This is a genomic window from Rhodococcus sp. SGAir0479, assembly GCF_005484805.1.
GTDB lineage: Bacteria > Actinomycetota > Actinomycetes > Mycobacteriales > Mycobacteriaceae > Prescottella.
Genome location: NZ_CP039432.1, coordinates 900,128 through 923,633, shown reverse-complemented (window position 1 = coordinate 923,633; position 23,506 = coordinate 900,128). Strand labels below are relative to the sequence as shown.

At 69.1% G+C, this 23,506-nt stretch carries 25 protein-coding genes; 13 read left to right on the top strand and 12 right to left on the bottom strand.

The window, feature by feature from the left end:
• The first annotated feature begins 96 nt into the window (after positions 1–96).
• The 3 genes from E7742_RS04270 to E7742_RS04260 are packed head-to-tail and all read left to right on the top strand — an operon-like array spanning position 97 to position 2,274.
• Positions 97–789 carry a mycothiol-dependent nitroreductase Rv2466c family protein gene (locus E7742_RS04270; RefSeq protein ID WP_175420572.1) on the top strand — a complete coding sequence of 231 codons (693 nt, stop codon included), beginning with the start codon at positions 97–99 and terminating at the stop codon, positions 787–789.
• On the top strand, positions 786–1,607 hold the full coding sequence (locus tag E7742_RS04265; RefSeq protein WP_137797807.1) for a maleylpyruvate isomerase family mycothiol-dependent enzyme: 822 nt from the start codon (positions 786–788) through the stop codon (positions 1,605–1,607). The genes E7742_RS04270 and E7742_RS04265 overlap by 4 nt, the downstream gene beginning before the upstream one ends.
• A 7-nt stretch (positions 1,608–1,614) precedes the next feature.
• Positions 1,615–2,274: a Type 1 glutamine amidotransferase-like domain-containing protein gene (locus E7742_RS04260; RefSeq protein ID WP_137797806.1), complete on the top strand. Its 660-nt coding sequence runs from the start codon at positions 1,615–1,617 to the stop codon at positions 2,272–2,274.
• Here the strand turns inward: E7742_RS04260 and E7742_RS04255 are convergent.
• From E7742_RS04255 to E7742_RS23430, 3 genes are all read right to left on the bottom strand, one after another.
• Complete coding sequence (locus E7742_RS04255) at positions 2,232–2,603, bottom strand: hypothetical protein (RefSeq protein ID WP_254699159.1); 372 nt, start codon at positions 2,601–2,603, stop codon at positions 2,232–2,234. The two genes, E7742_RS04260 and E7742_RS04255, sit on opposite strands and share 43 nt — an antisense overlap.
• A gap of 349 nt (positions 2,604–2,952) precedes the next feature.
• Complete coding sequence (gene fmdA, locus E7742_RS04250) at positions 2,953–4,206, bottom strand: formamidase (RefSeq protein WP_137797805.1); 1,254 nt, start codon at positions 4,204–4,206, stop codon at positions 2,953–2,955.
• A 30-nt stretch (positions 4,207–4,236) separates the two neighbouring features.
• On the bottom strand, positions 4,237–4,524 hold the full coding sequence (locus tag E7742_RS23430; RefSeq protein WP_254699263.1) for an FmdB family zinc ribbon protein: 288 nt from the start codon (positions 4,522–4,524) through the stop codon (positions 4,237–4,239).
• A gap of 184 nt (positions 4,525–4,708) precedes the next feature.
• Between E7742_RS23430 and E7742_RS04240 the strand changes: the two genes are divergently transcribed.
• From E7742_RS04240 to E7742_RS04230, 3 genes are read left to right on the top strand one after another with little or no spacing between them, the layout of a single operon-like run.
• Positions 4,709–6,199, top strand: coding sequence for a wax ester/triacylglycerol synthase domain-containing protein (locus E7742_RS04240; protein WP_137797803.1), 1,491 nt, complete (start codon positions 4,709–4,711; stop codon positions 6,197–6,199).
• Positions 6,196–8,502, top strand: coding sequence for a glycerol-3-phosphate 1-O-acyltransferase (locus E7742_RS04235; RefSeq protein WP_137797802.1), 2,307 nt, complete (start codon positions 6,196–6,198; stop codon positions 8,500–8,502). The genes E7742_RS04240 and E7742_RS04235 overlap by 4 nt, the downstream gene beginning before the upstream one ends.
• The gene (locus E7742_RS04230; RefSeq protein ID WP_137797801.1) at positions 8,499–9,938 is read left to right on the top strand and encodes an HAD-IB family hydrolase; all 1,440 of its coding nucleotides are present in this window, start codon (positions 8,499–8,501) and stop codon (positions 9,936–9,938) included. Before E7742_RS04235 ends, E7742_RS04230 begins: the two co-directional genes overlap by 4 nt.
• A gap of 11 nt (positions 9,939–9,949) precedes the next feature.
• On the opposite strand, the gene E7742_RS04225 is transcribed toward E7742_RS04230, so the two are convergent.
• Complete coding sequence (locus E7742_RS04225) at positions 9,950–10,303, bottom strand: hypothetical protein (RefSeq protein ID WP_137797800.1); 354 nt, start codon at positions 10,301–10,303, stop codon at positions 9,950–9,952.
• Positions 10,304–10,485: 182 nt separating this feature from the next.
• Between E7742_RS04225 and bsh the strand changes: the two genes are divergently transcribed.
• Positions 10,486–11,457 carry a choloylglycine hydrolase gene (gene bsh, locus E7742_RS04220; protein ID WP_137797799.1) on the top strand — a complete coding sequence of 324 codons (972 nt, stop codon included), beginning with the start codon at positions 10,486–10,488 and terminating at the stop codon, positions 11,455–11,457.
• Between the two features lie 118 nt (positions 11,458–11,575).
• Here bsh and E7742_RS04215 read toward each other — a convergent pair whose 3' ends face one another.
• The 7 genes from E7742_RS04215 to E7742_RS04185 all read right to left on the bottom strand — a co-directional run bounded on the left by E7742_RS04215 (position 11,576) and on the right by E7742_RS04185 (position 16,652).
• Positions 11,576–13,066: a PPE domain-containing protein gene (locus tag E7742_RS04215; protein ID WP_137797798.1), complete on the bottom strand. Its 1,491-nt coding sequence runs from the start codon at positions 13,064–13,066 to the stop codon at positions 11,576–11,578.
• 80 nt (positions 13,067–13,146) lie between these two features.
• Positions 13,147–13,518, bottom strand: coding sequence for a hypothetical protein (locus E7742_RS04210; protein WP_254699158.1), 372 nt, complete (start codon positions 13,516–13,518; stop codon positions 13,147–13,149).
• 8 nt (positions 13,519–13,526) lie between these two features.
• Positions 13,527–14,048 (bottom strand): DUF3558 domain-containing protein, encoded by a 522-nt coding sequence (locus E7742_RS23705; RefSeq protein WP_137797796.1) that lies wholly within the window; start codon positions 14,046–14,048, stop codon positions 13,527–13,529.
• Positions 14,049–14,250: 202 nt separating this feature from the next.
• The gene (locus E7742_RS04200) at positions 14,251–14,616 is read right to left on the bottom strand and encodes a hypothetical protein (protein ID WP_137797795.1); all 366 of its coding nucleotides are present in this window, start codon (positions 14,614–14,616) and stop codon (positions 14,251–14,253) included.
• Positions 14,617–14,632: 16 nt separating this feature from the next.
• Positions 14,633–15,157: a DUF3558 domain-containing protein gene (locus tag E7742_RS04195; protein ID WP_137797794.1), complete on the bottom strand. Its 525-nt coding sequence runs from the start codon at positions 15,155–15,157 to the stop codon at positions 14,633–14,635.
• A gap of 107 nt (positions 15,158–15,264) precedes the next feature.
• Complete coding sequence (locus E7742_RS04190) at positions 15,265–16,005, bottom strand: DUF429 domain-containing protein (RefSeq protein ID WP_137797793.1); 741 nt, start codon at positions 16,003–16,005, stop codon at positions 15,265–15,267.
• A 20-nt stretch (positions 16,006–16,025) separates the two neighbouring features.
• Positions 16,026–16,652: a maleylpyruvate isomerase family mycothiol-dependent enzyme gene (locus E7742_RS04185; RefSeq protein ID WP_254699157.1), complete on the bottom strand. Its 627-nt coding sequence runs from the start codon at positions 16,650–16,652 to the stop codon at positions 16,026–16,028.
• 93 nt (positions 16,653–16,745) lie between these two features.
• On the opposite strand from E7742_RS04185, the gene E7742_RS04180 reads away from it, so the two are divergent.
• Complete coding sequence (locus E7742_RS04180; protein WP_137797791.1) at positions 16,746–18,125, top strand: FAD-binding oxidoreductase; 1,380 nt, start codon at positions 16,746–16,748, stop codon at positions 18,123–18,125.
• 7 nt (positions 18,126–18,132) lie between these two features.
• Here the strand turns inward: E7742_RS04180 and E7742_RS04175 are convergent, their stop codons facing one another.
• Positions 18,133–18,954, bottom strand: coding sequence for a hypothetical protein (locus tag E7742_RS04175; RefSeq protein ID WP_137797790.1), 822 nt, complete (start codon positions 18,952–18,954; stop codon positions 18,133–18,135).
• A gap of 163 nt (positions 18,955–19,117) precedes the next feature.
• On the opposite strand from E7742_RS04175, the gene E7742_RS04170 reads away from it, so the two are divergent.
• The 5 genes from E7742_RS04170 to E7742_RS04150 are packed head-to-tail and all read left to right on the top strand — an operon-like array spanning position 19,118 to position 23,372.
• Positions 19,118–19,399 carry a hypothetical protein gene (locus E7742_RS04170; RefSeq protein ID WP_137797789.1) on the top strand — a complete coding sequence of 94 codons (282 nt, stop codon included), beginning with the start codon at positions 19,118–19,120 and terminating at the stop codon, positions 19,397–19,399.
• A complete protein-coding gene (locus E7742_RS04165; RefSeq protein ID WP_137797788.1) occupies positions 19,399–21,792 on the top strand; it encodes a TPR repeat region-containing protein in 2,394 nt (797 codons plus the stop codon). Before E7742_RS04170 ends, E7742_RS04165 begins: the two co-directional genes overlap by 1 nt.
• A complete protein-coding gene (locus E7742_RS04160; RefSeq protein WP_137797787.1) occupies positions 21,789–22,547 on the top strand; it encodes a hypothetical protein in 759 nt (252 codons plus the stop codon). The genes E7742_RS04165 and E7742_RS04160 overlap by 4 nt, the downstream gene beginning before the upstream one ends.
• A gap of 58 nt (positions 22,548–22,605) precedes the next feature.
• Entirely contained in the window at positions 22,606–22,896 is a 291-nt protein-coding gene (locus tag E7742_RS04155; RefSeq protein WP_137797786.1) for a hypothetical protein, read from the top strand.
• Positions 22,893–23,372 (top strand): hypothetical protein, encoded by a 480-nt coding sequence (locus E7742_RS04150; RefSeq protein WP_137797785.1) that lies wholly within the window; start codon positions 22,893–22,895, stop codon positions 23,370–23,372. The genes E7742_RS04155 and E7742_RS04150 overlap by 4 nt, the downstream gene beginning before the upstream one ends.
• The last annotated feature ends 134 nt before the right edge of the window (positions 23,373–23,506 follow it).

The window sequence follows — 23,506 nt, the reverse complement described above, 5'->3', positions numbered from 1 at the left end:
GGCATCGGCGCGCCGGTGCCGTCGCGCGAGATCGTCGCTCCCGACGGCGATCGGTCCTAGAGTGACAGGGTGACCACGGACCCGAACGCCGAGCCGATCACCTCGGTCGAATTCCACTTCGACCCGATGTGCCCGTTCGCGTTCCACGCGTCGCGCTGGATCCGGCACGTGCGCGCCGAGACGGCGATCGACATCGACTGGCGGTTCTTCAGCCTCGAGGAGGTCAACCGCCGCGAGGACCAGAAGCACCCCTGGGAGCGGGAGTGGTCGTACGGGTGGTCGCTCATGCGGATCGGGGCGCTGCTGCGCCGGGAGAGCATGGACCTGCTGGACCGCTGGTACTTCGCGATCGGGCACCTGCTGCACGTCGACGGCGGCAAACCGCACGACCCGGAGGTCGCCCGCGCGCTGCTCGAGCGCCTCGGGCTCGATCCCGAACTGCTCGGCGCCGCGTTGGCCGATCCCACCACCCACGACGACGTCCGCGCCGACCACGAGCGTGTGATCGGCGCGGGCGGGTTCGGGGTGCCGACGCTGTTCGTGCAGGGCACCGCGTTCTTCGGGCCCGTGCTGATCGATCCGCCCGAGGGCGAGGCGGCGGTGCGGTTGTGGAACACGGTGACCGAACTGTTGGAGTTTCCGCACGTGTACGAGCTGCAGCGGGTGAAGGGTCCGGCGGAGGCGGCGGACATCGGCCGGGCGCTGGAACCCTACGTCCGGGGCCGCGACTGGCAGAGCATCGATCGAGGCGAGGTCCGCGACCTCCCGGGAACGGAGAGCGATTCATGAGCGAATTCCTGCAGGGCCGGCTGGTCGACGCGCTGTCGGAGCAGTGGGCGGTGCTCGACGACGTGCTGTCCACGGTGGAGGGCGACGCGTGGCTCACCCCCACCGCGCTGCCCGGCTGGACCGTGCGCGACGTCGTCTCCCACATCATCGGCACCGAATCACTGCTGTCGGGACTGACCCCGCCGGAGACCGCGATCGACGTGCACGCACTCCCCCACGTGCGCAACGAGATCGGCGCCCTCAACGAGCGCTGGGTCGAGGGCCTGCGCGCCCACACCGGGCAGCAGATCCTCACGATGTTCCGCGAGATCACCTCCACCCGTCGGGAGGTGCTCACCGCGATGACCCAGGCCGACTTCGACGCCCCCGCGGTCACCCCGGCCGGGCCGGCCACCTACGGCCGCTTCATGCGCATCCGCGTGTTCGACTGCTGGATGCACGAGCACGACATCCGCGACGCACTCGGGTTGCCGGGCGGCGACGAGGGCGGCAGCCGCGGCGATCTCGCGTTCGAGGAGATCACGGCGGCGCTCGGTTTCGTCGTCGGCAAGCTCGGACACGCACCCGACGGCGCCCGGGTGACGTTCGAGCTCTCCGGTCCCCTCGCCCGGTCGATCCACGTCGAGGTGGACGGCCGCGCGGCGGTGGTCCCGCAGCTGTCCAGGCCGGCGACGTCGACCGTCGCGATGGACTCGCGGCTGTTCACCCGGCTGGCGGGCGGGCGCACGACGGCCGCCGAGCACGCGTCTGAGTTCGAGCTGGCCGGCGACACCGAGGTGGGTCGGCGGATCGTCGACCATCTGGCGTTCACGATCTGACCGCGCCGTGCGCCTGTTCCTGTCCTCCTATCGCTTCGGCGCGCACGTCGACCGCTTCGTGGAGCTGGTCGGCGGGCCGGGCCCGATCGCGGTGATCGCGAACGCCGCCGATGCGTGGCCGGCCCGGGCCCGGGAGTCGGCGGTGGTCAGCGACGTCGTTCCGCTGCGGCGGCTGGGGTTCGCGCCCACCGAGGTGGATCTGCGCGACTTCGTCGGCGCCCCGGACCGGCTCGCGGACACGCTGTCGGCGTTCGGCGCGGTGTGGGTGCGGGGCGGCAACACGTTCGTGCTGCGGGCGCAGCTGGCCCGCAGCGGCGGCGACGCGGTGCTGAGCGCGCTGATCCGCGACGACCGGACGGCGTACGCGGGCTACAGCGCCGGGGCGTGCGCCATGGCGCCGTCACTGGTCGGCGTCGACAGCGCCGACGACCCGGCCGAGGTGCTCCCGGCGTGCGGGATCGAACCTCGTTGGGACGGTTTGGGTTTCGTCGACTTCGCGATCGTGCCGCACTGCCTGCCGGGCACCGACGGCACCGCGGATCCGGCGCACCCCGGCGACGAGGCGGCCCGCATGGTCGCGGCGTGCCGGACGGCCGGGGTGCCGTACCGGATGCTGACCGATGATCAGGCGATCGTGAAGGAGGCCGGCGCGACCGCGGTGCTGTAACCACCCACGGCCAGGGCGGCCGGACGCTCGGCGGGCGCCTCGAGCCGGTCGAGGGACGCCCACGTCGTCTCGTACCGCCGGACGGTCATCTCGTCCGCCTCGGAGAGCAGCGCCCCGAGCAGGGACCGGGGATCGTGGCGCCACCCGGCGTCGATGCGCTCGACCTGCGCGTTGGTGAACAGACCGGAGCTGGCCACGGCCGTCACCCAGTCGCGCACGTCGCCGCGGTGGATGCGCTCGAGCGCGTCGACGTCGACGCCGCCCTCCATGAAGTCGTACGCGAACATGGCCGACACGAAGTGCTCGACGGTGTGCGACGAAGCGCTCACGTTTCCGCGCCCCTTTCTCCCCGCCGACCCGATTCCGCTCCGACGGACATCACGGTCCGGGCAACAAGGATGTAGATGATGGTGATATCGCGTAACGCTCCGATTGCGCTGGGCGATGCATTCGACGCTAACGCGAGGAATGACCGAGCCGTTACGGTTTGATCATCACTATTGGGTAACGAAACGTGGTTTGCCTCGAACGGTGTATTCATACGGAGTTCGGGACAAAGGTTTTGTACCGCAGTTCATTTCGCGGACACAGAAAATCTGCTTTTCGGTCGTCACCGGCCGCTCCGTGGCGCCGGAGACCTCTCGGTCCCCGGCGCCACGGAGGAAGCGGTCGAACGTTCTATCGGGCCGAGTGCGGCGCGCCGATCCCGGGATCGATCTGCACGGGCCCGTCCGCCGTCGGCGCGACCGGGAAGTCGAAGATGGCGGTCGGCAGGTACACCGTGGCGCACGAGTTGGGGATGTCGACCACGCCGGAGAACCGGCCCTCGATGGGCGCGGCGCCCAGCAGCAGATACGCCTGCTCGGGGCTGTAGCCGAACTTGGTGAGGTAGTCGATCGCGTGCAGGCACGCGCGCTGGTACGCGAGCTGCGAGTCGAGGTACCGCTGCTCGCCGTCGAGGGTCACAGAGGTGCCCGAGAACGCCAGCCACTCGGAGTACTGCGGGTCGGTGTTGCCGGGCATGAAGATGGCGTTCTCCGTGACGCCGTACGTCTCCATCCCGCCCTTGATGATGTCCACCCGCAGGTCGATGAACCCGCCCATCTCGATGGCACCGCAGAACGTGATCTCGCCGTCGCCCTGCGAGAAGTGCAAGTCCCCCACCGACAGGTGGGCGCCGTCCACGTACACCGGGTAGAAGACGCGACTGCCCTTGGTGAGGTTCTTGATGTCCTGGTTGCCGCCGTTCTCCCGCGGTGGTGCGGTGCGGGCCGCCTCGCCGGCCACCCGGTCGAAGTCGGCGCCGCTGAGCGTGCCGAGGATCGCGTCGCGCGGTTCCGGCGGCAGCGCCAGCGGCGGCACCCGGTCCGGGTCGGTCGCGATCAGCGCGGCCTCGCGGGTGTTCCACTTGCCGAGCAGCTCGTGCGACGGCGCGGTGCCCATGAGACCTGGGTGCACGATGCCGGTGAACTTCACGTGCGGCACGTGCCGGGAGGTGGCCGTCTGCCCGGCGAAGTCCCACACCGCCTTGTAGGCGTCGGGGAACTGCTCGGTGAGGAAGCCGCCGCCGTTGTCGCGCGGGAAGATGCCGGTGTAGCCCCAGCCCTGGCCGGCGAGCGGACCGGAATCCTCCTGCGGGATGGGACCGAGGTCGAGGATGTCGACGATCAGCAGGTCGCCGGGCTTGGCGCCCTCCACCGCGAACGGCCCGGACAGCGTGTGCACCGTCGTCAGCGGTGCATTGAGGATGTCGTCGGCGGAGTCGTCGTTGTGGATGGCGCCGTCGAACCATTCGCGGCAGTGCACCCGGAACGAGTCACCGGGTTTGACGGTCACCGCGGCGGGGATGTCGGGGTGCCACCGGTTGTGGCCGATCTTCTCCTGCTCGGTGAACTTCTTGGTCGAGTCCAGCGGGAACAGCAACTCGGGCATACGCGTCTCCTCAGGGCGTCGTCGTCTTGCTCAGGGGCGGGGCAACTTTCGGTGCAGTGGATTGGTGGTGACTTTCTGGGTGGCGCGGCGGGCGCCGGGCCGCGTGCCCTGCACCACCGCGGGCTCGCTGGCGGACCGGGCGGTCGCGTCCAGCAGGCGCATCGGGGCGGAGTTGCCGTGCCCCAACCGCGGCGCGGTGATCTGCCGGCGCGCCGGACCCGCGCAGGCCGGGCAGTCGGCGGCCTCGGGGACGGCCGTCATCGAGTAGCTGCGGTCGAAGGAGCCGCAGTGGTCGCACCGGAATTGATAGAGGGGAATGACCGCGTCCTTTCGCAGGGGTAAGGATCGAAGTCCCTCAAACGCTATCCGAGCCGTGCCCGGTTCGCGACACGTACGGGTGCCCGCATCGTCCGGAACCGGGGAACCGTCGAATTCGGTGACGAGGCCGCGCCCGCGGGTCCACACTTGAGGCCACACCCGAGACGTGTCGAGGAGTGCGCCCATGGCCGACGGTCAGCCGTTCATCCCACCGAGCGCGGTGGACGTCGACCTGTCCGCGGTCGGATGGGGCCTGCGCCGGACGATGTCGGACTTCGAGACCGCGATGTGGCGCATGGAGGAGGTGCGGCCCGAGCTGCGTACCCCGATCGTCGCGGTCGACATCCTCGACCGTGCCCCGGACTGGCACCGGCTGGTGCGGGCGCACGAGTGGGCGTCGCACATCGTCCCGCGGATTCGGATGCGGGCCGTGGAACCGGCGTTCGGGCTGGGCAACCCGGTCTGGTCGGTGGATCCGGAGTTCGACCTGGACTACCACCTGCGCCGGGTGCGGCTGGCCGAACCCGCGGATCTGGACAACGCCCTGCGGCTGTGCCGGCACCTGGCGTCCGAGCCGTTCGACAAGGCCCGGCCGCCGTGGATGGCGATGCTCGTCGAGGGCCTCGACGACGGCCGCGCGGTGTACGTGGTCAAGACCCACCACAGCATGACCGACGGCATGGGCGGCATCCAGATGATGACGCTGCTGCACAGCCGCCGCCCCGAGCCGACGCCCGACAAACCCGATCACGAACCCGCCCCGCCCGAGCATCTGAACGACTTCACCGCGCTCGGCCGCGAGCTGCTCACCGAGGCGAAGCGGGCGCCGTCGCGGCTGGCGGGCCTGGTGTCGGGGACCGCGCGCGCCGCGCGGACGGTCGCCACCCGCCCGTTCGACACCGCCGGGGAGGTGCTCGACTACGCGAACTCGCTGCGCCGGATGATCCAGCCGCCGCCCGCGACCGGGTCCCCGCTGCTGCGGGCCCGCGGCCTCGGCCGCTGGTTCGGGACGCTCGAGGTGCCGCTGCACGACCTGCGGATCGCGGCGCACGCCGCGGGCGGGTCGGTCAACGACGCCTACATCGCCGCTCTGCTCGGCGGGTACCGGCGCTACCACGAGGAGATGGGGGTGCCGCTCGGGAAGATCCCGATGGGCATGCCGATCAACATGCGGGCCGCGGCCGACGCGACCGGCGGCAACCGGATCGCCGCGGTGCGCTTCGCCGGCCCGGCCACCGAGGCCGATCCGGCGCGGCGGATCCGCAAGGTCCGCGCGATCGTGCTGGCGCTGCGCGAGGAACCGGCCGTCGACATCGTCGAGGCCGCGTCGCCGCTGCTGGTCCGGCTGCCCACCCGGCTGCTCGCCGAGTGGTACCTGTCGCAGTCCAGGGGCCTGGACCTGCAGGCGTCCAACGTGGCGGGGGTGCCGGTGCCGGTGTATCTGGCCGGCGCGCGGATCGAGCGGGTGTTCCCGTTCGCGCCCGCCCCCGGATGCGCGGTGATGGCCACGATGGTCTCGCACGTCGGCACGTGCTGTGTCGGCGTCAATCTCGACACCGCGGCGGTGACCGAGCCGGCGGTGTTCATGCAGTGTCTGCAGGAGGGGCTCGACGAGGTGAGCGCACTGGGCGGCGGCGTCACCGGTGTCGATGGATCGGAGGGAGCGCAGCGATGACCGGGTCGCAGAATCACGACCACATCTATCTGACCGAGCCGACGAGCGACACCGAGGACCGGGTGCTGCGAACGTGGCTCACCCGGCGCGAGTCGGAGTCCGGCGAGCGGCCCGCGGTGGTGACGACCACCGAACAGGACATGGCCGAGCTCGCGCGCCGCGGCGACGATCCGCTGCTGACGCCGGTGCGGGTGGTGTGGATGCCCGAGACCACCAACGGTCACCGCGGCGCCCGGCTGCGCGACGTGCTGGCGGCGCGCGATCCGCTGCACCTGGGCCCCAACGCGCAGCGGCGGGTGCTGCGCAGCGACCCCACCCGGTGCCGGGTGATCGAGGGTGACGGCGCGACGCTGCGTGAGCTGCGCGACCGGCTGGCCGAGCGGGGCGGCGGGTCCCTGCCGGAGTTCATCCGCCGGCAGGCCGCGCTCGCGCTCGAGCGCGCCGAGCGGGGCCTGCTCGGCACCCAGTACAAGGTGTCGCGGTTCGTGGTCGAGGAGATCACCGACACCAACCGGTTCGCGAACGGTGTCCGCCGGCTCGCCGCGCAGCTGGACCTGACGGTGGCCGAGGTGGATCGCCGGGCCCGCGCCGATCTGCACGAGATGGTGGCCGCGCAGAGCCGCCGCGCCATCGCGCTGTGGGACCAGTTGGGCCGCTACTTCTCTCGCGCGTACCGGCTGGACGTCGACACCACCCGGTTCGAGGAACTGCGCGAACTCAACCGCGAGCACTCGCTGGTGTTCCTGCCCAGCCACCGCTCGTACCTGGACCCGCTGGTGTTGCGGCCCGCGCTGCTCGCCAACGATCTGCCACTCAATCACGTGATGGGTGGGCTCAACGTCAGCTTCTGGCCGGTGGGCCCCATCAGCAAGCGGTCCGGGACGGTGTTCATCCGCCGCAAGTTCGACGGCGACGAGATCTACAAGTGGACGCTGCGCGAGTACATGCGGTTCCTGCTCAACAAGCGGTTCAACCTGGAGTGGTACATCGAGGGCGGCCGCTCGCGCACCGGCAAGCTGCGCCCGCCCCGCTACGGGCTGCTGACGTATCTGGCGAAGGCGTTCCAGGACAGCGACGCCTCCGATGTGTACCTCGTGCCGGTGTCGCTGGTGTACGACCAGCTGTACGAGGTGAGCGCGATGGCCGCCGAGGCGCAGGGCGCGCAGAAGCGGAAGGAGAGCTTCCGCTGGATGGTCGGCTACGTCCGCGCGCAGGGCCAGCGCCGTGGGGTCGCGCACGTGTCGGTGGGCCGGCCGCTGTCGCTCAAGACGCTGCTGGCGCGGGAGGACGACTTCCGGCTGGCGGTGCAGAAGGCGGGCATCGAGGTCTCGCACTGCATCAACGAGGTCACCCCCATCACGGCGTCGTCGCTGGTGATGCTGGCGTTCCTGGGGATCGAGGACCGCGCGCTCACGGTGCCCGAGCTGGCGTTCATCCTGGGGCCGATGGTCGACTACATCACCGACCGCAAGCTGCCCACCGCCGGCGACGTCGACCTGACCAATCCGCAGGTGATCCGCCGGGCGCTGTTCACGCACGTCGATTCGGGGGTGCTGCGGCGGTTCGACGAGGGCAACGAGCGGGTCTACTACCTCGGCAAGGATCAGGGGCTGGTGGCGGCGTTCTACCGCAACAACATGATCCACTTCCTGGTGGTGCGGGCCATCGCCGAGATGGTGGTGATGGCGGCGGTGGACGAGCAGTTCGCCGATCCGCTCACCGACGGCTGGCACGAGGCGCTGCGGATCCGCGACCTGCTCAAGTTCGAGTTCTTCTTCAGCGAGAAGACCCGGTTCCGCGACGAGCTGCGGGCCGAGCTCAACCTGATCGACCCCATGTGGGAGGACGATCTGACCAACCCCGAGCACGTGCAGAACCTGCTGGGGCGAGTGCGCCCGTACCTGGCGCACCGGGTGCTGCAACCGTTCCTCGAGGCGTACCAGGTGGTGGCCGATCATCTGCTGGACGTGCCGGTGTCGCAGGAGTTCGACGAGAAGTCGTTCGTCGCCGAGTGCCTGGCCCTGGCCCAGCAGGAGCGGTTGCGCCAGCAGATCGCCAGCAGCGAGTCGATCTCGGCGGAGTTGTTCGGCACCGCACTGCAATTGGCCCGCAACCGGAACCTGATCGGGACCGACGAGCCCACGGTCGCCGACCGGCGCCGCGAGTTCGCGGACGAGGTCCGCACGCTGGTGCGGCGGGTGCGGGAGATCCGGGCGCTCGCGCACGCCAAGCTCGACGACGCGCGCGGCCCGGCGGCGGTGGACGTCCCGTCCGGCGCCGCGGGGACGGAGACGGGCCGATGAACCGGGTGAAGGACCTGTACGCGGCCATCGAGGCGGCGCCGGAGGGTCCGTCGACGCTCGCGGCGTTCGATCTGGACGGCACCCTCATCGCCGGCTACTCGGCCAGTGTGGTGTACCGGGACCGATTGCGCCGCTTCGACATCAGCGTCGCCGAGCTGCTGCGCACCACGGGTGCGGCGATCGACACGCAGTTCCGCGGCGCCGACGTGGGCCGGCTGATGGAGATCGCGGTGACGGGGCTGACCGGCCGCAACGAGGACGAGCTGCAGGAGTGGAGCCAGCGGCTGTTCCGGCAGGAGTTGGCGTCGGCGATCTACCCGGAGGTGCGGCGGCTGCTGGCCGCGCACCGCCGGGCCGGGCACCGGATCGTGATGGCGACGTCGGCGACGCCGTATCAGGCGCAGTACATCGCCGACGATCTCGGCATCGACGACGTGCTGTGCAGCCGGCCGGAGGTGGTCGACGGGCTCCTCACCGGCAAGCTGACCGGACCGGCGCTGTGGGGCGCCGAGAAGGCGAAGGCGGTGCGCGAGTTCGCCGACCGGACGGGCACCCCGCTGTCGGAGGCGTTCGCGTATTCCAATGGCATCGAGGATGTTCCGCTGCTCGATTCGGTGGGACGGCCGGTGGCGCTCAACCCGGACCGCAGGCTCGCGGGCCTCGCGCGGACCGAGGGCTGGCTGTCGGTGAATCTGCCGCGGCCCGAGCGCGGGGCGACGCCGGTCGCGACGGCGCGCACCGGTGCGGCGCTGAGTGCACTGATGGCGACGACCGCGCTGGGGGCCGCCGCCGGGGTGTTGACCGGGAGTCGGCGGACGGCCGCGAACCTGGTGGGCACGTTCGGTCCGGATCTGGCGCTGACGATCTGCGGGGTGGACGTGCGGATCACCGGGGAGGACAACGCGTGGGCGCACCGGCCGGCGGTGTTCATGTTCAACCACCAGAGTTCGCTGGATCTGCTGCTGGTCGGCAAGGTGGTCAAGCGGGACGCGACGGGGGTGGCGAAGAAGGAGGCGGCGCACGATCCGCGGTTCGCGGCGGTGGGGACCCTGCTGGACGTGGCGTACGTGGACCGGGCGAACAGCGCGCAGGCGCGGGCCGCGCTGGCCCCCGCGGTCGACAAGCTGAAGGGCGGCACGTCCATCGCGATCGCCCCGGAGGGCACCCGCTCCCCCACCCCGCGGCTGGGCCGGTTCAAGAAGGGCGGGTTCCATCTGGCGATGCAGGCGCAGGTGCCGATCGTGCCGATCGTCATCCACAACGCCGGGGATCTGATGTGGCGCAACTCGTTCGTCGCGCACCCCGGCGTCGTCTACGTGGACGTGCTGGATCCCATCGACACCAAGGACTGGGAAGTCGCCGACCTCGACGAGCACATCGCCGACGTGCGCGGCCGGTTCCTGGACGTCCTGGCCACAGGCCCGGTGAAGGTGTAGCCGGGGCCGGTTCAGACGGGGTCGAGCTGCACGGTCACCTCGACGCCGCCGCGCTCGTCGCGGTGCGCGACGGCGTGGCCCGTCCGTTCTTCGTCGCCGAGCCGGAGCGTCATGGGCGCGCCCTCGCCGAGGAAGTTGCGCCACCATTTCTTGCGGTCGGGCATCCCCACCGCGATCGTGACGGTGTCGCCGCTGCGCCGGTAGGCGACGACCAGGGAGATGGTGCGTCCGGTCTTGCGGCCGACGTAGGTGATCTGCGCGGCGAACCGCCGGGCGTACTCGCCGACCACGGGCGCGTTCATCGCCGCCATGACGACGGTGTTGAAGCCCTTCGCGCTCCGCAGGAACACGTCGTTCAGTGTCATCGGTTTCCTCCCTGTCGCCCGCGCTCTGTCGCCCCCGCCGGCGCGTCCCCGGAGCCGTTGTGGCGCCACGCGCCCCCGTCTATGGTGGAGCAACACGAGAAGGTTGTCCCGCCATCGGAAAAACTGCCGCTCTCGCCCCTCGCGCAACAGGGAGATCCGGGGCAGGTTCGGAGGTAGTCACTGTGTGCACAGCCGCCAACTACACCGCCGGCGACCACTATTTCGGCCGCAATCTCGATCTCGAAATCTCCTACCACGAAACGGTCGTCGTCACGCCGCGGAACTTCCGGTTCGCCTTCCGGCGGGTACCCGAACTCGTCACCCACCACGCCATGATCGGGATTGCGACGGTCTCCGACGGCTACCCCCTCTACTACGACGGCACCAACGACAGGGGCCTGAGCATGGCGGGGCTGAACTTCCCCGAGAACGCCGACTACAAGCCCGAGTCCCCGGACGCGACGAACATTGCGCCGTTCGAGTTCATCCCGTGGGTCCTGGGACAGTTCGAGACCGTGGCGGACGTGCGCGGCGCGTTGGCGGACGTGCGGCTGGTCGACATTCCGTTCAGTGCGCACTTCCCGCTCTCCCCGCTGCACTGGATCATCTCCGACCGGACCGAGTCGATTACCGTGGAGTCCGTCGCGGACGGCCTTCGCGTGTACGACAATCCGGTGCAGGTTCTCACCAACAACCCCACCTACGACATGCAGGTGTTCAATCTGAACAACTACATGAGCCTGTCGGTGGATCCGCCGGAGAACCATTTCTCCGAGCAGTTGAAGCTCGATACCTACAGCCGGGGGCTGGGTGCGTTCGGTCTGCCGGGCGACCTGTCGTCGGCGTCGCGGTTCGTGAAAGCGACTTTCACGCGCGTGCATTCGGTGTCGGGCAGCTCGGAATCCGAGGCGATCAGCCAGTTCTTCCACATTCTGGGTTCGGTGGAACAGCAGCGCGGTCTGGTGCGGCTGGGTGACAAGTACGAGATCACCATCTATTCGTCGTGCTGCAACACCGACAAGGGCATCTACTACTACCGGACCTACGAGAACAGCCAGATCACCGGCGTGGACATGCATCGGGAAGATCTGGACGGCAAAGAGCTGGCGGTGTATCCGCTGGTGACCGGCCAGCAGGTGTTGATGCAGAACTGACACGGTCACCGCTGCCTGCTCGGGACTGTCCGAGTGTGGTTGCGGTGCTGCAGTTCTGGGTTTCGTCTCGTCGGCGGTCCGGATTTCGTGCGGCGGTGTCGGCTTCGGCGCTGCGCGACTACGTTCCGATCACCGGCGGCGCCGCCAGCGGCAACCTGCCGACCAGCTCGCTGCCGTTGTCGACGTTCACCAGGTAGCCGGGCGTCTTGTGCTCGTTGTCGCCGTCTCCGCGCCCGCGGGCACCGGCGCCCGGCATCATGCCGGCGGCGCCGGGGGTGCTGCGGCCGGTGGTCGCCGCCGTCGCGGATCCCGCGGGGGCCCCGGCCGCGGTCGTCGCCGAGGTTCCGCTCGACGCACCACCGCCCGGGGTGCTGCCGTTGGCGCCCAGGCCGCCGCCGACGAAACCGCCGGGCGCGGAGCCGCCTGCGCCGGCAGCGCTTCCCGCGCCGCCCAGGCCCGCGCCACCGCCGACTCCGGCACCGCCCAGGTTGCCCGGGTTGCCCGGCGTGGCTCCGGCGGTGGCGCCGCTCCCGAGGCCGGACTGGCCGAGACGCGTGCCGTCCTCGGGGTTCACCGCAGCGGGTGCCGTCCACGCGTCGGCCGGTCCGGCTTGCGCGGCGGCGGTGTCGGGGGTGGTCGCGTACGGGTCGGTGCCGGCCGGGTCGGGGCCGGCGGGGTTGGGGCCGGCGTAGGCGCCGTCGTCGGCGAATGTCCCGGGACCCGGTGCGCCGCCGGTGGGGACGGGTGCGCCGGTGGTGCCTGTTCCCGGGGTGGTGAAGGGCGTGTACGACGTGGGCGATCCCGAGGACGGGGCGCCGAAGCCCTGGGGCGCGGACGGGCCCGGGCCGCCGGCGACCTGCGGCGGCGCGGGGAGTCTCGGCACCATGGTGTCGGCCTGCTGCATCACCGGGGTGTACACGGTCCGCATGATCTGAATGGCTTCCTGGTGGGCTTCATCCTGCTGGTGGAGGATGCTCTTCAGGACTCCCGCGGTGGGTGCGACGGCATCGAAGGCGCGTTCGAGGAGGGAGCGCTCGGTGACGGGCGGGACGGTGGCCTTGACCTGGTTGACGCCGGTGGCGGCTTCTTCGATCTTGCTGCCGACGAGTTTGCCGGCGTTCGCGAGTTGGGCGGAGTCGTCGGCGTATTTGGCGGTGGCCTGCTCGGCGCGGTCGGCGGCGACGCCTTCCCAGTTGCCGGCGATGGTGCCGGAGATGAAGTCGCGGAAGTCGTTGAGGGACTGCTCGATCGACTCCCCGATCTTCTTCCAGCCCTCGGCACTGGCGGTGAGGGTTTCGCCGTTCATGGCGTCGACGGCGGCCTTGATCTCCTCGTGGGACATCGCCTCGAACGCTTCGGGTGAGGTGAGGACGGGGTCGTCGAAGCCGGCAGCGGTGCCGTACAGGCCGGCTTGGCGGGCGTAGAGGTCGCTGCGGGCGGCGTTGCCGGCGGCTTGTTCGTCGCGGACGCGGGCCTCTTCGTCCCGGTCGAAGCCGGTGACCAGGTCGACCACCGCGTTCTGTGGATTCTTGGCGAAGTCGACCACTTCCTCGCGGATCCCGTCGACGAACTCTGTCAGGCTCGGCAGCCCCATCTCATCCCCCCTCATCTCGTCGCCCCGGTCGATCCCCCTCGCCGAGGCGATATCCGGGGCCGCGGTATCCCCTCAGTACCGCGACCCCGGAAGTCTCAATTGATCTGCGACTCTACTGCTGTCGCCGCGGTCGCATTGGCTTCTTCCGCTGCGGCGTAGCGGGATTCGATGGCCTCAAAGACGGTGCGCATCTGCTCGACAATTGCGATGTGGTCGGCGAGCGCACGATCGAGCGAGTAGTCGCCGCCAGTGGCTTTGCGCGCGAACTTCGACGCGAGCGCGACACCGGACGAAAGCCTGTCGCCTAAACCCTCGACTACTGCCAATTCCGCCGCTCGGTCCCTCAGTTCGCGGAGTTCGTCTAGGAACTGGTTGCAACCGGCAGCGCATCGCTGCGCGACACCGCGCTCGAGGTATAGCTCGCCCGTGTTTGCAGATGCTGCCAGCGACTCCCAGCCCGTCGACATCATTTCACCTACCCGGGGACGGCGGGGCTGAGGACTGCGGCAGTTTGCATCGCGAGCTCACACGGCTCGGGTCCCTGGTCGGGGTGATAGACGCTCACCCGGACGATGGAGGACGCACTGCCGGTGCTGACCGCCACATTGCATCGCTCCCGTCGGACATCGCTCGTATCCCGGTAGACCAGGGCAGGGCGGCCCTGAATTTGCTGATCTCGCTCTTCGACCGTCTTGTCACTCGTTCGGATGTCATCGAGCGGCAGAGTTGTCGCCAGCACAGAGACAGAGAAATCGCGACCTGGCCATCGGCACCGGTTCCAGCCCGGATAGTCAACGCCCCCGAAGTCCCGGTCGGGAGAATTCGGATCAACCTGCACTTGTCGCAACAAGTCACTCGGTATGTCATCACACGGACTGAAGACGGGCTCCCCGGCTGCCGTCCCTTCGGCATCCGCTTCCCCCGATACCGTTCCTGACCCGCACCCCGCCACCAGTAGGCCAGCAGCAATCAGTCCGATCACAGCACTTCCCCGCATCCGGACCTCCTCCCCTACATTCCAGACCGCTTCACCATAAACAGACGCAGGGCCGACCTCTTTGGTTCCCCTCGACGATCGAGATCGGAGCCTCCGGCGACTCCAGTTCCTTCCAAGTCCTCGTCGCACCGGCCGCAGCCCCGCGCCGGCGACGGCAGATCCGGGGCCGCGCCATCCCCTCAGTACCACGGCCCCGGAAGTCTCAGTTGATTTGCGATCCCGCCGCCGTGACTGCCGTCGTATTGGCCTCTTCTGCTGCGACGTAGCGGGACTCGATGGCTTCGAAAACGCTGCGCATCTGCTCGACAACCGCAATGTGATCGGCGAGCGCACGATCGAGCGAGTAGTCGCCACCGGTCGCTTTACGCTCGAACTTGGCCGCGAGTGCTACTCCAGACGGAAGTAGTCCGCCGAACCCGTCGACCGACTCGAGACTGCGAGCCTTGGACTGCACACCCTTCAGCTGTTCGATGAACGCCGAACACCGCTCGGCACAGTTGCGTGCCACTCCACGTTCCATGACTAGTTCGCCGGCCCCGACCGCGCCGCTCAGCGATTCCCAAACCATTCGGCGGTCCTTTCCACTAAGCAGGGATGTACTCGACAAACTGGCTCGCCGCGCGCTCCGCGATTACACAGGGGTCTTCGATCACACGATCAACTCCGAGATATGCCGCGGACAGCAGAACCGCACCCGTGCCCGACGACACGGCCACTTCGCACGCTCGGCCGTCACCTTCTGAGATTTTTCTGAAGGAGAGGCCGTGCCGTCCCCCAACCTCGATGTCACTGAATTCGGTGTAATTGTCGTTCGCGCGCACGTCGTCGAGGCTGTAGGTCGTCGAGAGCACCGACAAATACGGACCGGCACCATGCCACTCGCAGATCTTCCAGCCCGGTTGTTGCACCCCGTAAATGTCCCGTGACTCCGTAGCTGGATCCATCCCTAGAGTGCGCACGGCCTCGTCCGGTATGTCATCACACGGACTGAACACCGGCTCCCCTGCCGCAGTTCCCTCGGCGTCGGCGTTCCCCGACACGCTTGCCGATCCGCACCCCGCCAGCAGCAGACCGGCACCGATCAGTCCGACCACGACTTTGCCCCGCATCCGGACCTCCTCCCCTCGTTCCAGACCGCTTCACCATAAACAGACGCGAGTCCGGTCTGTTCGGTTCCCTTCGAGCGCGAGAATCGCGAACGGATCAAAGCGCCCGATCACACCAGTGCCGGCAACGGCCCCGCCGGCAGGTGGATCCACCCCTCGCGACCTGCGACATCCGCGTCGGCGGCATCCGGCAACCGCGTCTGCCCGACGGCCGCCGCCCGCGCGATCACCGCTGCCACCACCGCATCGAACGCGTCATCCGAGGACTCACACGCTTCGCGAAACCCGCCGAAATCCAGATACGGCGCCGCTTCCGCGAACTTCACGACCAACTGCGCGAGCTTCTCCCGATTGGTCGTCCCCTTGTAGCCACGGAAGGGCAGACCCCACTGCTGCAGTGCGGCCGCCGGATACGCCTCGACCACGGTCCCGTCGATGCGATCGGCGTCGATGCCCTCGACCGCGAGCCGCGCCAGCAGGCCCGCGCACCGCAGCGCCACGTGCGCGATCAGATCGGCCGACACGCTCAGCGGCACGATCCCGGTGGCCTCGTGCACCACCCGGTCCGTCCGCCGTCGCACCAACGGCAGCCGTCCGGCCCGGTTGCTCAGGGCGAGCTCCCGGCTCGGGCGCCGCTGGTGATGCGCCAGCACGAAGTCCACGAACGCGTCCGGCCACCCGAACGGGGCGTCGATGCCACAGCGATCGGCTCCGATGACGGCCCCGACCAGATCGGTGTCGGCCGCACCGAGCTGCAGCCCGACGACGCGGGCCGAGCGTTCACCCCAATCGACGGTAGCGACAGCTGTTTTCGCGGGTTCAGCAGCCAGGTCGATGCCGACGGTTCGCATGAGGCGGCGCTATCGAGCCCTCAGCGCATCACCGGCAGGACCGGTGCGGTCGTCCGGCCCGACGCCGCCTCGACGAACGCGCGCGGATCGGGCACCGCCGCGAGGACGTCCCGCGCCCGCTCGAGTGCCATCGTCTCCGGCTCGGGTCCCCCGACCGCGTCCACCACGTCCAGCCAGTGGATCGTCGCCTCCAGGATCGCCATGTCGAGGAAGGCACCGAGCGCGACCGACCCGAGAATCGGGTGCGGGATCGCGGTGGCGCGGGTGAGTCCGCTGAGCCGCTCGAACGCGTCGGGCAGTTCCGAGTCGAAGCGCTCCACGATGTCGTCGCGGCCGACGTCGGCAGCGGCCTGGCGGACCATTTCCGCGAGCTGCGCGTGCATCGGCTCCGTCGTGGCCGGGTCGGCGGCGTTGAAGACCCGGAGCATCTCGGCGGCGCTGGTGACCTCGGCGTCGCCGTCGGCGGCGGGCGCGGCGAGCATCGCGATCAGGACGTCCGGGGTCACGTGCACGTAGACGTCGCGCACGGTCCAGCCCGGCAGCCGCGTTTCGGTCGTCCACTGCGCGTCGGACAGCTCCGCCGCCCGCTTGGCCCACATTCGCCACAGTCGGATCAGCAGATCCCGGTCCTGCTCGAACTCCGCCACCACAACCCCCTCGTCGCCGTCCGGCCCTGCCGACGGTAGTGCCCGGTCGGTCCGTTCAGCCGCATTTCGGGCGCACGGGGGCATGATGGACGCATGACGACGGTGGACCCGGCGGTTCTCGATCAGCTCATCGGCGCGCTGCCCGACGGCGCGGTGCTCACCGACCCGGACTTGATCGTCGGTTACCGCCAGGACTGGGCCGCCGACCCGAACGCCGGCACACCGATCGCGGTGGTCCGCGCGACGTGCACCGAGGACGTGCAGGCAGCCTTGCGATGGGCGGCCGAGCATCGGATCGCGGTGGTGCCGCGCGGCGCCGGCTCCGGGCTGTCGGGCGGATCGAGTGCGGTGGACGGCGGCATCGTGCTGACCACCGAACGGATGCGGGAGATCACCGTCGACCCCGTCGCCCGCGTCGCCGTCACCCAGCCCGGACTGCTCAACGCCGAGGTGAAGAGGGCCGCCGCCGAGCACGGACTCTGGTATCCGCCGGATCCGTCGTCGTACGAGATCTGCTCGATCGGCGGTAACGCCGCCACCAACGCGGGCGGGCTGTGCTGCGTGAAGTACGGCGTGACCACCGACTACGTGCTCGGCATGCAGGTAGTCCTGGCCGATGGCACCGCCGTCCGACTCGGCGGTCCGCTACTCAAGGACGTCGCCGGCCTGTCGTTGACCAAACTGTTCGTCGGCAGCGAGGGCACCCTCGGCATCATCACCGAGCTGACCCTGCGGCTCATTCCGGCGCAGCCGCCGGCGTCCACGGTGGTCGCCTCGTTCCCGTCCGTCGAGTCGGCGGCCGACGCCGTCCTGGCGATCACCCGGGACATGCGCCCGGCCATGCTCGAGTTCATGGACCACGCGAGCATCAACGCGGTCGAGGATGCCGTCCGCATGGGCCTCGATCGCAACGCCCGCGCGTTGCTACTCGCCCAGTCCGACGCGCCCGGCGCCGCCGGGGCGCACGAGATCGAAACCATCGTCGCGGCATGCGAGAAGCACGGAGCGACGGAGGTGTTCGCCACCGATGACCCCGCCGAGGGCGACGCGTTCACCGCCGCCCGACGCTCCGTCTTCCCGGCGGTGCAGGCGATGGGCAGCCTGCTGCTCGAGGACGTCGGTGTGCCGATGCAGCAGCTACCCGCGCTCATCACCGGCGTCGAGGCCATCGCAGAGGACTGCGACGTCCTGATCTGCACGGTCGCCCACGCCGGCGACGGCAACACCCATCCCCTGATCGTCTTCGACCCCACCGACCCGGACATGACCGAACGCGCCCGCGTCGCGTTCAGCCGCGTCATGGATCTCGCAGTTGCCTTGGGCGGCACCATTTCCGGGGAACACGGCGTGGGGCGGCTCAAGCGGGACTGGCTGCCGGGTCAACTCGGCGAGGACGTCATGGAGCTGAACCGACGGGTCAAGAACGCGCTCGATCCGCTCGGGATCCTCAACCCCGGTGCCGTGCTGTCCTGATCGGACATCACCCGAAGTCGCGGGCCGCGAATCGCGCTCTTGCCGCATCGGTTCCGAGCTCGCGACGCAGCGTGGGATCGTCCGCGTAGAAGCTCACGAACTGCAGCAGGAGCAGGTCGTCCATCGCGAACCTGCGGCAGTCCAGCTCGATCATCGGCACCGGGGGCCGTTTGTCGATCCGCCAGATCGGGGTGGTGTAGCGGCGGGTCCAGTGCGCGTTCGCGAAGCCGATCAGCAGGATCATTCGGTGGTCGCTGTACGCGGCTTTCACCCCGGCCACCGATTCCCACGGCAGATAGGAGTGGAAGCTCCAGCCGCGATGATGGCCGTCGGGGGTCAGCATCACCGCGCCGGGTCGCACAAGCCGCGCCACCACCACGATGAGGAACGACCCGAACAGGATCCCGGAGACACCGAAGATCACCGTTGCGCCGGGAATCCCGGGCGTGGCTGCGTTGAGGTAGATCTCGAGGGCTGGGCCGACGGTGAGAAGCGCGCAACACACCGTCATCGCGACGAGCACTCCCCACAGGAGGCGGGACTGCCGGATCGCCGAGGCCGTCCCCGATTCGACATCCACGGTGCGCACCGAGCCACCGGCGCCCGTCCGCCTCGACAGCACCCCGAAAGCCGCGACGAGCACGACGAGGCACCCGTACGCCGAGCCGTACCGAAGCACCATCGGCCGCCCGTCGAGTCCGCCGACGACACCGATCGCCATTGCGGCGCAGCCGATTGCGGCCAGCAGCGTCAGCGCGGCCGTCTCCCGGATCGAGAACGACGCGCTGCGCCACTCCACGGGATGCTGCACTCGATCGAAAGACCCCATTGCATCCCCCTTCACCGACGACGAACGCCGTAAGGCTCGGGCCACTGTACGGCCGCCGCCGCACTCGCCGGGCGCCACCGGCCAGGGCGTCGCACGTCGTTCGGTACATTGACGACCGAGCCGGTGCGATCAGGGGAGGTCGCCGGGGTCGAGGGGGAATTGCATGAAGGTGGACTCTGCGCAGCTGCGCGCGTTCGCGTCGACCATGGACGGCGCGGGCGAGGCGGTCGACGCGCTCGACGTGATCGGTCCGGGCGTCCGGCTTCCGGGTTCCGCGGCAGCCGCGGCGTGTGATCAGGCCGCCGAGTTCGTCGAAGGCGCCTATCTACGAGTCGCGGACCGGCTGCGGCAGTTGGCAGAGATCGCGCGCGGGAACGCGGACGAGTACGACGTCACCGAATCCGACTTCACCGCCCAGCTGGGTGCGCTGGGCGGAGACGACTGATGCCGAGCCTGCCCGAGGTCCGATCCTGGAACACCGCTCTGCTGTCCGACGCCGCCGCCCGCACTGCCGCCGCCGACTCCCGCTTCCTCGACGAACTGGCTTCCACATCGCGGGGCATCGACGACCTTGGACACGACTGGTCCGGCATCGCCTACGACGCCGCCCGCGACCGCGTCGACGCCGAGCGCGCGGCAGGCCAGAGTCTCTCCAACGAGGTGCGCGACCTCGCCAAGATCCTCGACGACGGCGCGCAGCGGTTGTACTGGGCACGGGATGCGGCACTGTCGCGGGTTGAAGCTGCTCTCGCCGACGGGTGCACCGTGCTCGACGACTGGACCGTGGTCGGCGGCGCGGGCGCCTCCGCGGAACTGCTGGTCGCCCACCGCGACGCGGTCGTGGAGGCCGCCGCGGCGCTCGCACGGGAGGACACCGAGGTGGCGCGTCTAATCGAGGATGCGGCGCAACGCATCCGCGCGCGCGGTGACCGAATCGGATCCGGCGGTGACCCGTCCGACTCGATCGAGGACGGGGCCGGGCGGCTCGGGCGCGAGGACGGTGACGTGCTCGCGAGCGCCGCCGCCGCCGGCGACACCGCTGCCCTGGACCGCATCGCCGGCCAGCTGCCGGCGCAGGGGCTTACGGCCGCCGAACTCGACACGCTCGCTGCCGGTGGACAGGTCGGCACACTGCCGCAGTCGGTGCGCGACTACTACGCCGAGTTGTACCGCACGGCCGGCAAGGACGGGATCCTGGCGCTCGGCGATCATCTGCGGGCGCAGGAAGGCGGTGGTGATCCGAACGCCGGGCGTGCCCTCAACTCGTTGGCCAACGGGCTGATGGTGGTCTCGAACGAGAACATCGGCAGCGGCTACAACCCGGACGGGTCGCTGCGCTCCCCCGGTTCCTATGACCAGTTGCCGTCCGATCTTCGCGAGGTGATCTCCACCCGCACCCACGGCGCCGACGCCAACGCGATCCGCTTTCCCGGCGAGTCTGGGGCACTCGCCGACCAGTACCGCTTCCACGAGGACACCCGGCGTCTCGGGGAACTGTTGACGGAATCCGAGCCGGGCTACGCTCCGGGCACCGAGTTCGCGCGTGAACTGACCCGTCAGGCCGCGAATCTTGCTGAGGGAACGGCACTCTCCGGCGCCGACCCGCAGCTGGTGGAGCAGCCGATGCGGGACTATCTCGAGGTCTCCGGCCGCAACCACGAGGCGATCACCCAGCTGCTCACCGGCGAGGGCTCCGATCGCGTGCCTCTCGACAGCGGTTACCGTCCCGCGAACACCATGACGCCTCTCCTGCAGTTCGACTGGTCCGACGATCGCGGCGCGCCGAACCTGTTCGGCTGGATCGGCGAGAACGCGATCCCGGGGCCGGAGGTCAGTGTCGACCAGTCCACACAGGCGGGGAGAGCGGCGACCGGCCTGATCTCCCTGATCACCGACAGCTCATCCGGTCGATTCGAATCGATGATGAACCTGCCTGGCCATGACGGGCGCTCGCTCGGCGAGGTCAACCCGGCTCTGACGCAACAAATCGCGCAGGCCGTCACCCCCTACCTCGGGGACATCGCGGTCGCTCCCGAACTGCAGACCCACGGATTCGACCGCGAAGCCGCCCTCGGCGAGGTCGGGGATGTCCGGTCGATTCGGTTGGCGACGCTGATGAACACCGACCCGACGGCGTCCGCGCTCTTCAACGGCGCCATCATCGAACGCACCAACGACTATGCCGGGCGGTTCGGCGAGTTGCACGGCGAGTCCACCGTCATCCGGTACCAGCTCGGGGAGGCAAGTGGACGGCTCCTCGGCTACATGGATCAGGGTCTGCGCGCCGAAGCGTACGACCGTGGGCTGGACGACGCCGCCGCGGCGGAACAGACCGCCGGCAGAACAAGACTCGCGATCGACGTCGCCACCAAGACCGTGGTGGGCCTCGGCGGGCCGGCCGCCATCCCGCTCGACATTGCGTCGTCGGTTGTGCAGGCGGGGATCACACCGGAGAAGTCGGGTCTGCCCGCGGAATCGTTCGACGTAAGCGACAACCTACTTGCAGGTCAGCGGGCGTACCACGTCCTCGAGGCTGTCGCGGCGAAGGAGCCGAGCGTTCTCGACGAACTCCTGAGCGACGGGGATCCATTGATTCCGAGCGGCTGGGTAGACGATGGCAGGCTCCGCAGCTACAGCGAAATCGTGGCGACCGATGGTCGACTCACCACGGCCGTCGAACTGCGCACAATCGCGGAAGAAGCGCTGGATCGCGGTGGCCTGAGGCTGGAGCGGTTCAACGGGCCACTCGACGAGTGGCGGGGCAATCTGCAGGAGTACACATCCGATGCAGCCCACTACGAAAACAGGATCCTGGCTGACCCTCAGGTGCACCGATGAGAACCCCGCACAACCCCGCTGCAGCAATCGCACTCGCTCTCACACTGATGTGTGTCGGCTGTAGCTCGACAGCCGAAACACCTTCCGCCCCACCCAGATCGTGGTCGGTCGCGTTCCAGTGGAGCAACACAGAGAACCTCGATCTGGACTCGCCGCCGATCTCCGCCATCCGGGCGGCAGCAGAGAACAATCTGATCGCACTTGGCATCGGACGCCGCTACACGTACCCCGGATACCTCGAAGCCGCAGGCCCCAACGCGACTGCCATAGCGGTCAATGCACTCGACAACACGGTCGGGCCGATCGGAACTATGCGCCTGAATTTGCTGCTGGAGCAGGCCACCGAGCAAAGAGTCGACGCCATCGTGTGCACCGACGACACCGACGTCTCCCAACCCACCGACGGCCGCTTTCCCTTCGCGCGCAACTACGCCTCAGGCGCACTATGGGCCACCCGAGTCACCGTCGAGAAGCCCGATACACCCGCTCCTGGTTGGACCGACCGCATCGACGATGTCGACCTCGAAACCCCGTTGCTGCCCCCGATGACCGGACCCGAAGGTCGCGCACCCCGCCCCGCAGACAACGTCTTCGGCGACTGGCGCATCACCCACTACGAACTCGAGTACGCTCGCCCCAGCTATGACGCCTGCCTGCCCTGGGCCAAGCAACGCTGGGGTGGGCCGAACCCGCCGGCACCGAACCGCACCGAAGCTGACCCGCCTGTGATCGAGCCCTTCTACCCGGGTTGGTGAGCGTTCCTGATCCAGGACCCACCGCGGTGCGTGATCACACACGTATTACCGTGTGCCCGTGGCTTTGACAGACATCACACGCGCTTCGGTGCTGACGGCGATCGACGAGTACGACACACTCGGCCAGGAGTCGTTCCTGGAGAAATACGGCTTCAGTGTCGCTCGCATCTATCGCCTGTCACACGACGGCCGGTGGTACGACTCGAAAGCGATCGTCGGCGTGGCGCACGGCTTTGCGACGGGAACGTTCTGGACCGGACGCGACTTCAGCGGTGGTGTGCGCACCGTGGTTCGAACTCTGAGCAATCTCGGGTTCGTCGTCGACTCCGCGCAGGCCCGCGCGCGGTGACCGGTGAGGAGCTACTGGCATCTCTGCACCAGATAAAGGTTCAGATCTACAAGGGCCAGCCGGCGCCGTATCAGTACGTGGTCCTGTTGTGGGCGATCGACCGGGCGCACATCGGCAGGCCCCGGATGCCCAGGTTCGGAGAGGTGCAGGACGAACTGAGGCGAGCGCTCGCCCCGTTCACACTCGCCAAAACTCCACCGAATCCGGCCAATCCATGGGTGGCGCTCGGGCAGTCACCATGGTGGGAGCTCGAAGCCACGATCCCGTACAAGCTCGTCGCGAAGCACGATCTGGCCGCGGGTCTGAGCGTCGCCGCCTATGACCGCGTTCGCGACGACGCAGGGTTCGCCGGGCAGGCCGTCGAGAGCATCTCCCGGGTCATCGGCAATCATTCTGCGTATCCGGCTCTGTGGAAGTCGCTGTCGGTGTCAGACCTCGCGCCTTCCCCTTCGGTGGCGTCGCCGGACTGGCATTGACGAAGCTGTGCGTCGGCAGCAAAGTAGCACCCTCGGCATCATCACCGAACTGAGACTGCGCTCGATCCCTTTACGATACTGGGCTGATTATGCGTCCGCGGACGACATACCGAGACCGTCTGGACGTCTAGGAA